Annotated in this window: 9 protein-coding genes; 5 read left to right on the top strand and 4 right to left on the bottom strand. The window is 70.6% G+C overall.

All coding sequences use genetic code 11. The annotated features are described in order from the left end of the window. Positions 1–69: 69 nt before the first annotated feature. Both grpE and dnaK read right to left on the bottom strand, forming a co-directional pair. On the bottom strand, positions 70–744 hold the full coding sequence (grpE, locus tag ACWD4G_RS34225; RefSeq protein ID WP_451300456.1) for a nucleotide exchange factor GrpE: 675 nt from the start codon (positions 742–744) through the stop codon (positions 70–72). Then, positions 741–2,597, bottom strand: a complete 1,857-nt coding sequence (gene dnaK, locus ACWD4G_RS34220) for a molecular chaperone DnaK (protein WP_451300454.1) — start codon at positions 2,595–2,597, stop codon at positions 741–743. The genes grpE and dnaK overlap by 4 nt, the downstream gene beginning before the upstream one ends. Before the next feature lie 227 nt (positions 2,598–2,824). Here dnaK and ACWD4G_RS34215 point away from each other — a divergent pair, with 227 nt between their 5' ends. After that, entirely contained in the window at positions 2,825–3,331 is a 507-nt protein-coding gene (locus ACWD4G_RS34215) for an NUDIX domain-containing protein (RefSeq protein WP_451300452.1), read from the top strand. A gap of 69 nt (positions 3,332–3,400) precedes the next feature. On the opposite strand, the gene ACWD4G_RS34210 is transcribed toward ACWD4G_RS34215, so the two are convergent. Both ACWD4G_RS34210 and ACWD4G_RS34205 read right to left on the bottom strand, forming a co-directional pair. Next, the gene (locus ACWD4G_RS34210; RefSeq protein WP_451300450.1) at positions 3,401–5,722 is read right to left on the bottom strand and encodes a heterodisulfide reductase-related iron-sulfur binding cluster; all 2,322 of its coding nucleotides are present in this window, start codon (positions 5,720–5,722) and stop codon (positions 3,401–3,403) included. A gap of 219 nt (positions 5,723–5,941) precedes the next feature. Further along, a complete protein-coding gene (locus ACWD4G_RS34205) occupies positions 5,942–9,079 on the bottom strand; it encodes an NACHT domain-containing protein (RefSeq protein WP_451300448.1) in 3,138 nt (1,045 codons plus the stop codon). A 134-nt stretch (positions 9,080–9,213) separates the two neighbouring features. Between ACWD4G_RS34205 and ACWD4G_RS34200 the strand changes: the two genes are divergently transcribed. The 4 genes from ACWD4G_RS34200 (at position 9,214) to ACWD4G_RS34185 (ending at position 13,792) form a co-directional block, all read left to right on the top strand. Further along, on the top strand, positions 9,214–10,290 hold the full coding sequence (locus ACWD4G_RS34200) for an undecaprenyl/decaprenyl-phosphate alpha-N-acetylglucosaminyl 1-phosphate transferase (RefSeq protein ID WP_451300446.1): 1,077 nt from the start codon (positions 9,214–9,216) through the stop codon (positions 10,288–10,290). Positions 10,291–10,389: 99 nt separating this feature from the next. Continuing rightward, positions 10,390–10,929 carry a hypothetical protein gene (locus ACWD4G_RS34195; RefSeq protein ID WP_451300444.1) on the top strand — a complete coding sequence of 180 codons (540 nt, stop codon included), beginning with the start codon at positions 10,390–10,392 and terminating at the stop codon, positions 10,927–10,929. 8 nt (positions 10,930–10,937) lie between these two features. After that, positions 10,938–12,077, top strand: coding sequence for a GNAT family N-acetyltransferase (locus tag ACWD4G_RS34190; protein WP_451300442.1), 1,140 nt, complete (start codon positions 10,938–10,940; stop codon positions 12,075–12,077). Between the two features lie 245 nt (positions 12,078–12,322). Continuing rightward, complete coding sequence (locus tag ACWD4G_RS34185; protein WP_451300440.1) at positions 12,323–13,792, top strand: FG-GAP and VCBS repeat-containing protein; 1,470 nt, start codon at positions 12,323–12,325, stop codon at positions 13,790–13,792. Positions 13,793–13,882: the final 90 nt, after the last annotated feature.

The following is a 13,882-nucleotide window of genomic DNA, read 5'->3' as shown; positions in this document are numbered from 1 at the left end:
CCTCGACGTACCCCCTTTCCGGTGTTCCGCTTAGCGACCTCGCCGTGCCTGCCGTGCGCGGCGTCGGCGTCAGCCCTCCTCCGGGCCACCGCTCTCCTTGTCGTCGGCCGCCTCGGTGCCCTCGTCGGCCTTCACGGTCTGCGCCCCCGGCTGGGGTTCGGCGACGGCCACCCGCGCGGGGCGGATGGTGCGTTCGCCGATGCGATACCCCGGCTGGAGGATCGCCACGCACGTGGTCTCCGTGACGTCCGGCGCGTAACTGTGCATCAGGGCCTCGTGGATGGTCGGGTCGAAGGGCTCGCCCTCCTTGCCGAACTGCTGCAGGCCCATCTTGGCGGCGACGGTCTCCAGCGATTCGGCGACCGACTTGAAGCCGCCGACGAGTTCGCCGTGCTCCCGCGCCCGGCCGACGTCGTCGAGGACGGGCAGGAGCTCGGTCAGGAGGTTCGCGATGGCGATCTCCCGGACCGTGATCCGGTCGCGCTCGACCCGGCGGCGGTAGTTCTGGTACTCGGCCTGGAGCCGCTGGAGGTCCGCCGTGCGCTCACCGAGCGCCGTACGCACCTGGTCCAGCTGTGCCGTCAGCCCGGCCACCTGGGCCGTCGCCGCCGTGTCCCCGGCCGGGGCCGCCCCCTCCTGGGGGGCGGCCTTCGGCTCGGCGTCCTCGGAGCCGGAGGGGACGTCGGGCTGCTGCGGCTGACCTTGCGGCTGCTGCTCGTCGAAGCCCGGGGTCTCCTCCGTCACGCGGCACCGTCCTTGCGGTCACGGTCCTCGTCGACGATCTCGGCGTCCACGACGTCGTCGTCGGCGGCCTTGGCCCCACCGCCGGCGGCGCCCTCCGGACCGCCTGCGGCCTGCGCGGCCTGGGCGTCGGCGTACAGGGCCTGGCCGAGCTTCTGCGAGACGGCCGCGACCTTCTCGGTGGCGGTGCGGATCTCGGTGGTGTCCTCGCCCTTGAGGGTGCCCTTCAGCTCCTCGACGGCGGCCTCGACCTCGGTCTTGATGTCACCGGGGACCTTGTCCTCGTTGTCCTTGAGGAACTTCTCGGTCTGGTAGACGAGCTGCTCGCCCTGGTTGCGGGTCTCGGCGGCCTCGCGACGCTTCTGGTCCTCCTCCGCGTACTGCTCGGCCTCCTGGCGCATCCGGTCGACCTCGTCCTTCGGCAGCGAGGAGCCGCCGGTGACGGTCATCTTCTGCTCCTTGCCCGTGCCCAGGTCCTTCGCGGTCACGTGCATGATGCCGTTGGCGTCGATGTCGAAGGACACCTCGATCTGCGGGACACCGCGGGGCGCCGGCGGCAGACCGGTCAGCTCGAACATCCCGAGCTTCTTGTTGTACGCCGCGATCTCGCGCTCGCCCTGGTAGACCTGGATCTGCACGGACGGCTGGTTGTCCTCGGCGGTGGTGAAGATCTCGGACCGCTTGGTCGGGATCGTCGTGTTCCGCTCGATGAGCTTGGTCATGATGCCGCCCTTGGTCTCGATACCGAGGGACAGCGGGGTCACGTCGAGGAGCAGGACGTCCTTGACCTCACCCTTCAGCACACCGGCCTGGAGCGAGGCGCCGATGGCGACGACCTCGTCCGGGTTCACACCCTTGTTGGCCTCCTTGCCACCGGTCAGCTCCTTGACCAGCTCGGCGACGGCCGGCATACGCGTCGATCCACCGACGAGAACGACGTGGTCGATCTCGGAGAGGGCGATCCCGGCGTCCTTGATGACGTTGTGGAACGGCGTCTTGCAGCGCTCCAGCAGGTCGGCCGTCAGCTGCTGGAACTGGGCGCGGGTGAGCTTCTCGTCGAGGTGCAGGGGGCCCTCGGCGGAGGCGGTGATGTAGGGCAGGTTGATCGAGGTCTCGGTGGACGAGGACAGCTCGATCTTGGCCTTCTCGGCGGCCTCGCGGAGCCGCTGGAGCGCCATCTTGTCCTTGGCGAGGTCCACGCCGTGGCCGGCGCGGAACTGCTGCACCAGGTAGTCGACGACGCGCTGGTCCCAGTCGTCACCACCGAGGTGGTTGTCACCGTTGGTGGCCTTCACCTCGACGACGCCGTCGCCGATCTCCAGGAGGGACACGTCGAAGGTGCCGCCACCGAGGTCGAAGACGAGGATGGTCTGGTCGTCCTTGTCGAGGCCGTACGCCAGGGCGGCGGCGGTGGGCTCGTTGACGATGCGCAGGACGTTGAGACCGGCGATCTCACCGGCTTCCTTCGTCGCCTGCCGCTCGGAGTCGTTGAAGTACGCCGGGACGGTGATGACCGCGTCGGTCACCTTCTCGCCGAGGTAGGCCTCCGCGTCCCGCTTCAGCTTCTGCAGGATGAACGCGGAGATCTGCTGCGGGTTGAACGGCTTGCCGTCCAGCTCGATCTTCCAGTCCGTACCCATGTGACGCTTGACGGACCGGATGGTCCGGTCCACGTTGGTGACCGCCTGGCGCTTGGCGACCTCGCCGACGAGCACCTCACCGTTCTTGGCGAAGGCGACGACGGACGGCGTGGTCCTGGCGCCCTCGGCGTTGGTGATGACGGTGGGCTCGCCGCCCTCCAGAACGCTGACGACGGAGTTAGTCGTGCCCAGGTCGATGCCGACCGCACGTGCCATGTCAATTCCTCCAGCTGACTTGAGTGGAACGGACTCAAGTGTGCACGACCCTTGGATTTGGGTCAACAGAGCTGAGTCGAGGGGGCTCAACTTTTATCTGCTACTTATCCGCATGACCCCTCTGAACTGGGACGACGAGACACCTGACGAGGCCCCAGCAGCACGCTGACCCGCGTCGGCGCGACCGCTCGGCCCCGATTGTCAGTGCCTCCTGTCACCGTTGGCGCATGGGTGAACTGCGGGAGCCGGTCGAGCGGGTCGACGAGGGAGACGGCGTGGTGGGCGTCGTCGACAGGAGGGATGCGATCCGGCATGGCTGGCTGCACCGGATAGCGACGGTCGTGTGCCGGGACACGGCCGGGCGGTTCCTCGTCCATCGCCGCGCCGCCGATATGTCGCGCTTCCCGGGGCAGTTCAACTGGATGGTCGGCGGTGCCACGGACGTGGGCGAGTCGTACGAGGAGGCCGCCGCCCGGGAGCTGGCGGAGGAGCTGGGGGTTCGCGGGCACCCCCGGTTCGTGCTCAAGTTCCGGTGCGCGGGGGCGATCAGCCCGTACTGGCTGGGGCTGCACGAAGTCGTCGTCGCGGAGGCGGAGGCGATACGGCCCGACCCCTCGGAGATCGCCTGGCACGACTGGGTGACGGAAGCCGGGCTGGGCGATCTCGTACGGCATCCGGAGTTCGTCCCGGACGCCCGGGAGGCGTACGAGCGATACCTGTGCCGGGCGCGGTGAACGGCGGCGCCCCCGGGCTCGGGGGGCGAGCGCGGGGGCGTCGGTGGTGGGCTTGCGGGGCGGGTGCGGTTACTTCACCGGGGCCGGCTCCGGCTCGTTCTCCGTCTCGGACTCGCCCGCCGGGGGCTCGTCCTCGTCGGGGACCGGGGTCTTGACGGACTCCAGCAGCAGCTGGGCGACGTCGACGACCTGGATGGACTCCTTGGCCTTGCCCTCGTTCTTCTTGCCGTTCACGGAGTCCGTGAGCATGACCAGGCAGAACGGGCAGGCGGTGGAGACGATGTCCGGGTTGACGGAGAGGGCCTCGTCGACGCGCTCATCGTTGATGCGCTTGCCGATCCGCTCCTCCATCCACATCCGCGCACCACCGGCACCACAGCAGAAGCCGCGCTCCTTGTGGCGGTGCATCTCCTGCTGGCGCAGGCCGGGGACGGCGGTCATGATCTCGCGCGGGGGCGTGTAGATCTTGTTGTGGCGGCCCAGATAGCAGGGGTCGTGGTAGGTGATGATGCCCTCGACCGGGGTCACCGGGATCAGCTTGCCCTCGTCCACCAGGTGCTGGAGCAGCTGGGTGTGATGGATGACCTCGTAGTCGCCGCCGAGCTGCGGGTACTCGTTGCCGATGGTGTTGAGGCAGTGCGGGCAGGTGGCGACGATCTTCTTGGCCGACTTGGGCTTGCGGGACTCCTCCGTCACCTTGCCGTCGTCGTCCATCTCCTCGCCGAACGCCATGTTCAGCGCCATGACGTTCTCCATGCCGAGTTCCTGGAAGAGGGGCTCGTTGCCGAGGCGGCGGGCGGAGTCACCGGTGCACTTCTCGTCGCCGCCCATGATCGCGAACTTGACGCCCGCCATATGGAGGAGTTCCGCGAAGGCCTTCGTCGTCTTCTTCGCGCGGTCTTCCAGCGCGCCCGCGCAGCCGACCCAGTACAGGTACTCGACCTCGGTCAGGTCCTCGATGTCCTTGCCGACGACCGGGACCTCGAACTCGACCTCCTTCAGCCACTCCAGGCGCTGCTTCTTGGCCAGACCCCAGGGGTTGCCCTTCTTCTCCAGGTTCTTGAGCATCGTGCCCGCCTCGGACGGGAACGCGGACTCGATCATCACCTGGTAGCGGCGCATGTCGACGATGTGGTCGACGTGCTCGATGTCGACGGGGCACTGCTCGACACAGGCACCGCAGGTGGTGCAGGACCACAGGACGTCGGGGTCGATGACGCCGCCCGCGGCGAAGCCGCTGTCAGACGCAGCCTCGACGGTGCCGATCAGCGGACGCTCGGCCTCCGCGAGGGCGGCCGCGGGGACGTCCTTGAGCTGCTCCTCGGACGCCTTCTCCTCGCCCTCCATGGTCTTGCCGCCACCCGCGAGCAGATAGGGCGCCTTGGCGTGCGCGTGGTCCCGCAGGGACATGATCAGCAGCTTCGGGGAGAGCGGCTTGCCCGTGTTCCAGGCGGGGCACTGCGACTGGCAGCGACCGCACTCGGTGCAGGTGGAGAAGTCCAGCAGGCCCTTCCAGGAGAACTGCTCGACCTGGGAGACACCGAAGACGTCGTCGTCACCGGGGTCGGTGAAGTCGATCGGCTTGCCGCCGGAGGTCATGGGCTGGAGCGCGCCGAGGGCGGTCCCACCGGTGGCGTCGCGCTTGAACCAGATGTTCGGGAAGGCCAGGAAGCGGTGCCAGGCCACACCCATGTTGGTGTTGAGCGAGACGACGATCATCCAGATGAACGAGGTGCTGATCTTCACCATCGCGGTGAAGTAGACCAGGGTCTGGAGAGTGGGGACGCTCAGCCCCTTGAAGGCCAGGACCAGCGGGTACGAGGCGAAGTACGCGGCCTCGTAGTGCTCCACGTGGTGGATCGCGCCCTCCAGGCCGCGCAGCACGTAGATCGCGAGGCCGATGGTGAGGATGACGTACTCGACGAAGTACGCCTGACCGGACTTGGAGCCCGCGAAGCGGGACTTGCGGCCGGCCCGCGAGGGCAGGCTCAGCAGCCGGATGACCATGAGCACGGCGATGCCCAGGATCGTCATCACGCCGATGAACTCGATGTACATCTCGAACGGCAGGAACCCGCCGATGACCGGCAGGGTCCAGTCGGCCTGGAAGAGCTGCCCGAACGCCTGGGCGAGGGTCGGCGGCAGGGTCAGGAAGCCGACGGCCACGAACCAGTGGGCGACGCCGACGATGCCCCACCGGTTCATCCGGGTGTGGCCGAGGAACTCCCGCACCAGCGTCACGCTGCGCGCGTAGGGGTTGTCGTTCCGGCTGCCGGCCGGGACCGGCTGGCCGAGTTTGAAGTACCGGACGAACTGGCCGATGGCGCGTGCGAGCAGCGCAACGCCGACCACGGTCAGAACCAGCGACACGATGATCGCGGCGAGTTGCATGGAGGGCTCCTCGGGCCTGCGAGGTCTTTCGAGCGAAGCCCGAACGACGTCGAGCCCGGCTCAAGCGAAATTACTAAGCGGTAACTTATGCAGTTCTCTGAGACTACCCGCATCTGTGTCCGCACTGTAGCCAGGGTCGCGGTGATCTGCGTCGCTGAGGGTTGCCTGAGTAGACCGCCGAGGGGCCCGGAGAAGACCGCCGGGGCCCCGAGCAGACCGCTAAGGGGTGAGCAGGGCCTTGAGGACCAGCTCACGAACGGGGTGGGTGCGGGCTTCCTCGCGGCGGGTGAGCAGCGAGCCCCGGACGGCCGCCGCGACACACACGCCGACGACCAGGACGGCGGCGGTGACGGCGGCGGGGCCGCCCCAGTGGTGCCGTACGACGACGTACGAGTAGACCGAGACGGCGGGGAACAGGCCCACGGTGCCCAGTGTCATCAAGGCGACCCACTGGCGTGTCGCGAGCGCCAGAACCAACGCCGGCAGGCCCAGCAGGCCGACAGCGACGAAGCTCGTGCTGTCGGTGAGTATGTCGCCGAACGCCACCAAGAGGACCCACCCGATCGGGATCTGGACGAGCACGGCCACTGAGAGCCACTGAGGACCCCAGGGCATGTCGCCCGTGGCCGCGCCCCACGCTCCCCAGGCCGCGAAGCCCGACACCACGAGGCCGAGCAGCAGAATGAGGCGATAGTGGGGGCTGCGGTTGTAGTCGTAACCCCGTTCCTCGGACTCCGGCGGCAGTACGTCCCAGCTCTGGACCTCGGCGAACCTGTGCTGTTTGAGCAGCGCCACGGCGACCCTCAGCTGGAGCGGGTCGGGCAGCCGCAGGAGCTTCGCCAGCCGCCCCGGGGCCAGCCCGGCGGCGGTCAGCGCCGCCCGGGCCTGGTGAAGGGCGAACGGGCCGCCCGCGTCGAACTCGTCCTCCAGATATCTGGCCAGGGTGGTCGTCTCGACCTCGCCGCTGTCCGAGACGGGCGAGGTGAGATGACCGCGATCGATGTGGCGCCGCCGCAGCCACTCCGCCAACTCGTCCCCCGCCGGCACCTCGGGCAGCAGATCGTCGGACGGGCGGACACCGTTCTGCCTGACGGCGGCCAGCGCGGCGACGATCCGTGGATCGGGCGTCGGCAGACCCGTCCACGCGTCGCCGTCCGTCGCGTCGACGATCGCGGCGATCCTCCCTGCGATCCGCACCAGCGCGTCGTCGGCACCCCGCGCGAACGGCCGCCAGACCCAGTCCAGGGACTCGGGGGCGTAGGACGGCACAGGCCCGCCGCGCAGTTCCTCGGCGATCTCCGGGACGGTCAGCAGTTCACCCAGGCAGAAGGCGGTGGTGACGCGCACGTCCATCCTCGTGTGCTGCCAGAGCAGACCGGCCAGGGCGAGTGCGGCCTTGGGGGTCCGGATGGTCCACAGCGCGGTCACCGCCGAGGGATGCCCGACCGCCCGCTCCCGGAACGCGTCCACCGCGAGGTCGCCCATGTCCACCAGGGCGTACCAGGCCGGACCGGCCGGTTCGGCGATGGCCGCCAAGGTCTCCGCGGCCCTGGGAAGGTTGGTCTCGGCCAGGGCGTGGGCCGCGGCCCGGACCCGGTCGGGGTCGGCGTCCGCGCGTACGGTCTCGGCCAGGAAGTCGAAGACCTCCGCGCCCCGTCTGCGCCGGTCCCCCGCGACCAGGCCGAACGCGGCGATCACCGCCTCGTCCGTGACGGACACGCTGCCGAACGACTGCGAGGCATGGCCCAGCATCCGGCGGAAGTGGTCCAGGATCTCCTCCGCCGGACCGTCCTCGACGGTGTGCGCGTCGGCCAGGCACTGGAACGCCAGCACCTCGTCCCGCGCGAACACCTCCCGCACCACCTGGGTGCAGTCCCGGGGCTCGACCCCGCACCACAGCCGTACGGTCTCGCGCCAGGCGGCCGGATCGTCGTGGTAGCGGCGCAGCAGGCCCGTCGGGTTCGCGGCGAGGGCCACGGCCGCCAGATACTCCTGGAGGGTCAGATGGGCGAACTGGTACCGCTCGCCGTTGTCCACGGCCAGCAGCAGTCCGCTGCGGTGGACGATCTCGTTCAGGACCTCGTCGGCGGTGGCCGGATCGCGTTGCTGCCGTTCCAGCACGGCGCGGACGGTCTCCAGCACCCTGGCGTGGGGCAGGGCCAGCCGGTCGTGGGTCCCCGACGGGATGTCCTGGGCGACCAGGGCCAACTCCTGCAGGATCGCCTTCTTCAGGGGGAACGGGAACGCGGACTGGCGGCGGCGGTCGATCAGCAGGCTGTCGATGACCTGCCGGTAGAACTCGGCCCTGGTGTGCGGGAGGACCTGGTCCGTGTGGGCGTACACGAAGTCGTAGAGGTACGCGATCATCGTCAGCAGCAGCGGGTTGCGGGCCAGGGACATGATCTGCGGGGTGTCGCGGAGCGCGCCGAGGACCTGGTCGACCGTACGGGTCCGCTCGGCGGCGGTCGCCGTGCGCCAGGGCCAGCCGTTGAGGAAGCGGCGGATCAGATGCTCGTCGAAGTCCCGTACGCGGAGGGTCTGGCCGAAGGGCTCCGCGAACCAGCCCTCGTACACCGCGACCCGGCAGGTCACCACGGTCCGGCAGGAGGGGTATCTCTCCACGAACTCCTTCAGCAGTTCCACCGCCCGGGGCCGCAGGTCGGAGGAGACCTCGTCGAGGCCGTCGAAGTAGAGGGCGAGGTCGCCGCGGTCCAGCGCCCGGGCGACCCACTTGTCGGCGCCGGGGAAGTCGTGCCGTGCGAAGTGCTGGACGATGTGCTGTTCCAGGGTGAGTTCGGGAGCCTTGTTGAGGCGGTGGAGTTCCAGCAGGACGGGGATGTCGCGCAGCTCGCCGAGGTCGACGCGGGGGCGGGGGGCGCGGCGGCCGGGGGTGGCCTGCCCGTCGGGGGAGCCGATCGCATCAGGGTGGTGCGGGTCGCGGATGCGCTGCCGGGCCCACATCAGCACCTGGTGCCGCAGCAGCATCGTCTTGCCCGAGCCGGGGACACCGAGGACCACGCTGTGCCGCTCAGCCCGGAGGTCGGCGGCGAGTTCGCCGGGGGTGCCGTCCGTGCGGGCGCCGCGCAGGGGGACGTACACCGACTCCATCGGGAGCTTGAGGTCGTCGTCGATCTGGAAGGAGACGGCGAACCGGCGGTGGCGCTCGTACAGGGCGCGGGTGTACTTCGCGAGAGCGGTACGGCGGAACAGGGCGCTGTCGGCGAGGCGTGCGTAGACGAAGTCCAGGACCAGCTTGAGCCTGTCGACGATCCAGTCCTTGAGGGCGAGCACGAGGATGCCGAGGAGAAAGCCCCCGACGCCGATCGGCCAGCCGGTCAGCAGATCCCCGTCCCCCATCGAGCCCTCCCCCTGAGCCTTGTGTGCCCCGTGGGCGTCCTGCGTACCCCACCAGGCACACAAAATGACCGTGCCCTTCCAAAACCACCGTGTTATGCGCACGGAATTACGACATTCACACCTAACTTGGATGCGTGCTGTACGGAATCCTCGCCTCCGCGTCTGCCCTGGTGCTGACCGCTGTTCTCGCGGCGGTCGTGCGTGTTCCCGCGCTGCGGTTCGGGGTCGTGGAGCGTCGGCGGATGCGGCCGGTGCCGTTGCTCGGGGGCCTGGCGGTGATCGGCGGGGTCGGGGGTGTGGCGTGGTTCGGGGAGTGGAGCGGGGTCGCTCCGCTGGGGGTGGAGGGGGCGCGTCTGCTGGTGGCCGGAGCGGCCGTGGGCGGGCTGGGGCTGGTCGGGGATCTGTGGGGGCTGCCGGTGGTGCCGCGCGCGGTGGGGATCGCCTGTGCGGCCGCGTTCGTGGTGCCGTACGAGGAGACCGGGGTGCTGGGCGGGGCGGCGGGGGTGGTGTGGATCGTGCTGGTGGTGCACGGCTTCAAGGGGCTGGGGCGCCCGGACGGCGTTCTGGGGGTCGTGGGTGTGGTGACCGCGTTCGCGCTCAGCGCCTGTGCCGCCGCCGAGGTCGTCGACGGGCTCGCGGCGCTGCTCAGCGTCCTGGCCGCCGCGCTCACCGGGTTCCTCATGCGGAACTGGCCGCCCGCGCGGGTCGCGCTCGGCGAGTGCGGGGCGTTGTTCGTGGGGTTTCTGCTCGCGGGCGGTGTCGTACAGGTGTACGCGTACGCCATGGAGCACGGGGTCGGCATCGGGGCGCCGTTCGCGCTGACCGCGCTGGTGAGCGCCGACGCGGTGCTGGTCGTGGTGTCGCGCAGGCTCGCCGGGCGGGAGCTGTGGCGCAGCGGGCCGGATCATCTCGCGCACCGGTTGCGGAGGTTGGGGCTGACGCCGGTGGGGGTGGTGGTCGTGCTGGGGGTGGCGGCGGTCGCCTCGGTGGGGGTCGGGGTGGCCGTCCACATGGTGTGGATGGCCGGGAGTGGGGTGTGGTGGGTGGTGGGGTGCGCGGTGGTGGTCGTGGCCGGGTTGCTGAGGGTGCAGGTGTACGGGGTGGGTCCACGCCCCCGCCGCCCCTACCCGTTCCCGTCCCCCGGGGGCTCCGCCGCCCCCGGCCCCCGACACCGGCCCGAGACGCTGGCGGTCCGGCGGCGGGTGGGGTGAGGGGCGGGTGAGGGTGAGAGAGGGGACGGGGGTGAGAGGCGGGCCGGGGTTGCTGGGAAACCCCTGGTTCCGGTGTCGGTCGGTGGCCATGATGGGCGTATGGATGATCAGGAACTGCCCGTGGGAGCCGCCCGCGCGTTGCCGGCCGCTGTGGACACTCAGGCGTTGCTCGCCCTGGCCGAGGGCCATCACGGGCGGGCGGTACGGCCGATGGGGGCGCGGGAGGCCGGCGGCCACCTGGTCAAGGTGTACGCCGTCGAGGCACCCGGCCGGGAGGTGACGGAGCGGGACGCCGACACGGCCCTTGGGATCGCCGGGGCGCATCTCGAACTCGGGCCCGCCCGGGGGTCGTTGGGCCTCGCCGTGGTGATCGTGCACGCGGGCGGGGACGGCGACTACGTCCTCGTCCACACCTGGATCGAGGGCTATATGTCCGACCTCGCGGTGTTCACGGGACCGGCCGGGAAGCCCGAACTGCTGCGGCCGGGGCGGACCGGGCTGGCCCCCTGTGTCTGGGAGGCGGCCGTCCTCGCCCACGAACGCGACGCCTTCTCCCAGCATGTCCTGGACGGCGAGGGCCCGATCCCCGACCGGTTGACGGCCTGGCGGGACGATGTGCTGGGGGGCGACCGCCGATGAGCGGCGACGTGCCCGCGCGAGAGGGACATGCCGACGGGAGCCGGGTGACCGGCGACGACCTGGCGACGGGGGACGGACCGGCGACCGGGGACGGCCCGGCGACAGCCGAGGGCTTGGCGACAGCCGAGGGCCTGGCGACAGCTGAGGACCTGACGACCAGGGACGGATCGACGACCGGGGACGGCCCGGCGACAGCTGAGGGCTTGGCGACAGCCGAGGGCCTGGTGACCGGCGACGGACCGGCGACCAGGGGCGGACCAGCAACCGGCACCAGACCGACGACCGGCGACCGCCCGGCGACAGCCGAAGGCCTGGTGACCGGCGACGGACCGACGACCGGCGACGGACCGGCGACCAGGGGCGGACTGGTGACCAAAGGCGGACCAGCAACCGGCACCAGACCGACGACCGGCGACGGCCCGGCGACAGCCGAGGGCCTGGCGACCGGCGACGGACCGACGACCAGCGACGACCCGGCGACCAGCGACGGCCCGGTGACCAAAGGCGGACCGGCGACCAGCGACGGCCCGGTGACCAAGGGCGGACCGGCAACCGGCACCAGACCGGCGGCCGGCGACCGCCCGGCGGTTGCCGAGGGCTTGGTGGCTGCCGCCGCTCCGATGGCTGCTGTCGCTCCGGCGACCCCCACCACCCCACCCACCACCCCCGCGCCCCTCTCCCCCACCACCCCCTCCGTCCGCCACGCCCGCCCGGGCGATCTCCCCCGGATCGTCGAGCTGGCCGCCGAGCACGCCCTCTACGAACGCGCAGCCCCGCCGGTGCCGGACCTCGCGGAGCGGCTGGCCGTGCTGCTCTTCGGCACCGCGGCACCACGGCTGCGCTGCCTCGTGGCGGAACTGCCCGGCGGCGAGGTCGTCGGCTACGCCACCTGCTCGCCCGAACTCTCCACCTGGCAGGGCCGCGAGTACCTCCACATGGACTGCCTCTTCCTCCGCTCCGACAGCCGTGGCTCGGGTCTCGGCGCGCTCCTCATGGACACCGTGGCCGCCGAGGCCCGCGCCCTCGGCCTCGACGAGGTCCAGTGGCAGACGCCCACCTGGAACGAGGGCGCGATCCGCTTCTACGACCGCCTCGGCGCCCGCGCCAAGGAGAAGCTGCGCTACAGCCTGACGCCGATGCCGGACTGACCCCGCCGACCACACCACCCCCGAGCCACCACGCGCCCAACGCCCCCAAGAACCAACACCCCCCCTCGCCCCCTCACCCCCCAACAACCCCAAAAATTCTTCGAACTCCCGTACAACCCTCCCCCACCCCCACCGGTCTCCTGTAAGCCACCCCGGCCCGCCCACGAGCGCGGCGGCGCCGGCCGGCACCACATCGACTGCGGGGGTCCATGTGCGGGCTCCCGCGTGCAGCAGGAGACTCCCGCATGCGCAAGCAGCACCACCTGCGACTCGCCCTCGCGACGGCCACGACGGTCGCGCTGACGGGCGGTCTGCTGACGTTCTCGGCCGCGTCGGCGACGGCGGCCGACGGCGTGCTCCACACCCGGGCGGACTTCAACGGCGACGGCATCGGCGATGTCGCGTTCTCGGCCGGCAACGCCACCGTCGGCGGCAAGAAGGACGCCGGGCAGATCGTCGCCCTGTACGGCTCCAAGAGTGGCCTGACCGCCGCGAAGCGCACCACGATCAGCCAGAACACCACGGGCATCCCCGACTCGGCCGAGACCGGCGACCGCTTCGGCTGGGTCAGCGCCTACGGCGACTTCAACGACGACGGCTACGACGACCTGGCCGTCTCCGCCTACCTGGACAGTGTGGGCAAGGACGCCGACGGCGGCACCGTGACGGTCGTCTGGGGCTCGGCGAAGGGCCTGTCAGGCGGTACGACGATCAAGGACCCGGCGCCCTCGTCCCACACCAAGTGGGGCAAGTCCCTGGCCGCCGGCGACTTCGACGGCGACGGCAAGGAGGACCTGGCGGTCGGCCATTCCGGAAACAAGGTGTACGTCTTCTCCCGCGGCATCACCAAGTCCGGCGCGGCGGGCCGTACGTACACGATCAAGGCGAACATCCGGACGGGCAGCGACACGGGCGCGATGGTCCTCACGGCCGGTGACGTGAACGCCGACAAGAAGACCGACCTCATCGTCAACGGCTACGAGACCGACAGCTCGACCGGCTGGGACACCAACTTCTACTTCCCGGGTTCGTCCGACGGCCTGCGCGCGAGCGGCGTCAAGGAGCTGAAGCGCGGCTACATCAGCGGTATCGCCGACATCAACGGCGACGGCTACGGCGACATCGTCACCGGCCAGGAGTGGGACCCGACCGAGGGCAACCCGTCCGGCGCGGCCAAGGGCGGCAAGGTGCACATCGTGTACGGCACCGGCTCCGGGCCCGGCAAGGCGGTCGCCGTCACCCAGAACAGCGGAAGCGTGCCCGACTCGTCCGAGTCCGGCGACCACTTCGGCGGCGAGCTGTCGCTCGGCGACATCAACGGCGACGGGTACGCCGACCTGGCGGTGGGCGCGTACGCCGAGGACGTGAACGGAAAGAGCGACGCGGGCGCCGTGACCGTGCTGTACGGCTCGCGTTCCGGCATCAACCTCAAGTCGAACGCCCAGTACTTCACGCAGAACCGGGCCGGTGTCCCCGACTCGGCGGAGAAGGGCGACATCTTCGGTTCCGACGTGAAGCTCACCGACGTCACGGCCGACGGCAAGGCGGACCTCGTCATCGGCGCGATGGGCGAGAACACGCTCAACGGCTCCCTGACCTACCTCCGCTCCGACGGCAAGCGCATCACCACCTCCGGCGCCCGCCTGTTCGGCCCCAAGGGCCTCGGCATCTCCACGACCGGAGACGCGAGGCTGGGCGGCAACGCCGCGAACTGAGTCCGACGCCCTGTCGCGCCCCGCGCCGATGGAAAAGCAGGCCGCAGGCCGCTTTTCCAGGGGCGCGGGGAACTGCGCGACAAGCCCCCA

The sequence above is a fragment of the Streptomyces sp. NPDC002643 genome (genome assembly GCF_053592555.1).
This window is presented reverse-complemented; position numbering and strand designations above follow the sequence as displayed.

What these genes read in the sequence shown, in the direction of transcription:
- ACWD4G_RS34210 (WP_451300450.1), bottom strand. Translation starts at nt 5,722, where the DNA reads ATGCAACTCGCCGCGATCATCGTGTCGCTGGTTCTGACCGTGGTCGGC.
- dnaK (WP_451300454.1), bottom strand. Translation starts at nt 2,597, where the DNA reads ATGGCACGTGCGGTCGGCATCGACCTGGGCACGACTAACTCCGTCGTC.
- ACWD4G_RS34185 (WP_451300440.1), top strand. Translation starts at nt 12,323, where the DNA reads ATGCGCAAGCAGCACCACCTGCGACTCGCCCTCGCGACGGCCACGACG.
- ACWD4G_RS34215 (WP_451300452.1), top strand. Translation starts at nt 2,825, where the DNA reads ATGGGTGAACTGCGGGAGCCGGTCGAGCGGGTCGACGAGGGAGACGGC.
- ACWD4G_RS34205 (WP_451300448.1), bottom strand. Translation starts at nt 9,079, where the DNA reads ATGGGGGACGGGGATCTGCTGACCGGCTGGCCGATCGGCGTCGGGGGC.
- ACWD4G_RS34195 (WP_451300444.1), top strand. Translation starts at nt 10,390, where the DNA reads ATGGATGATCAGGAACTGCCCGTGGGAGCCGCCCGCGCGTTGCCGGCC.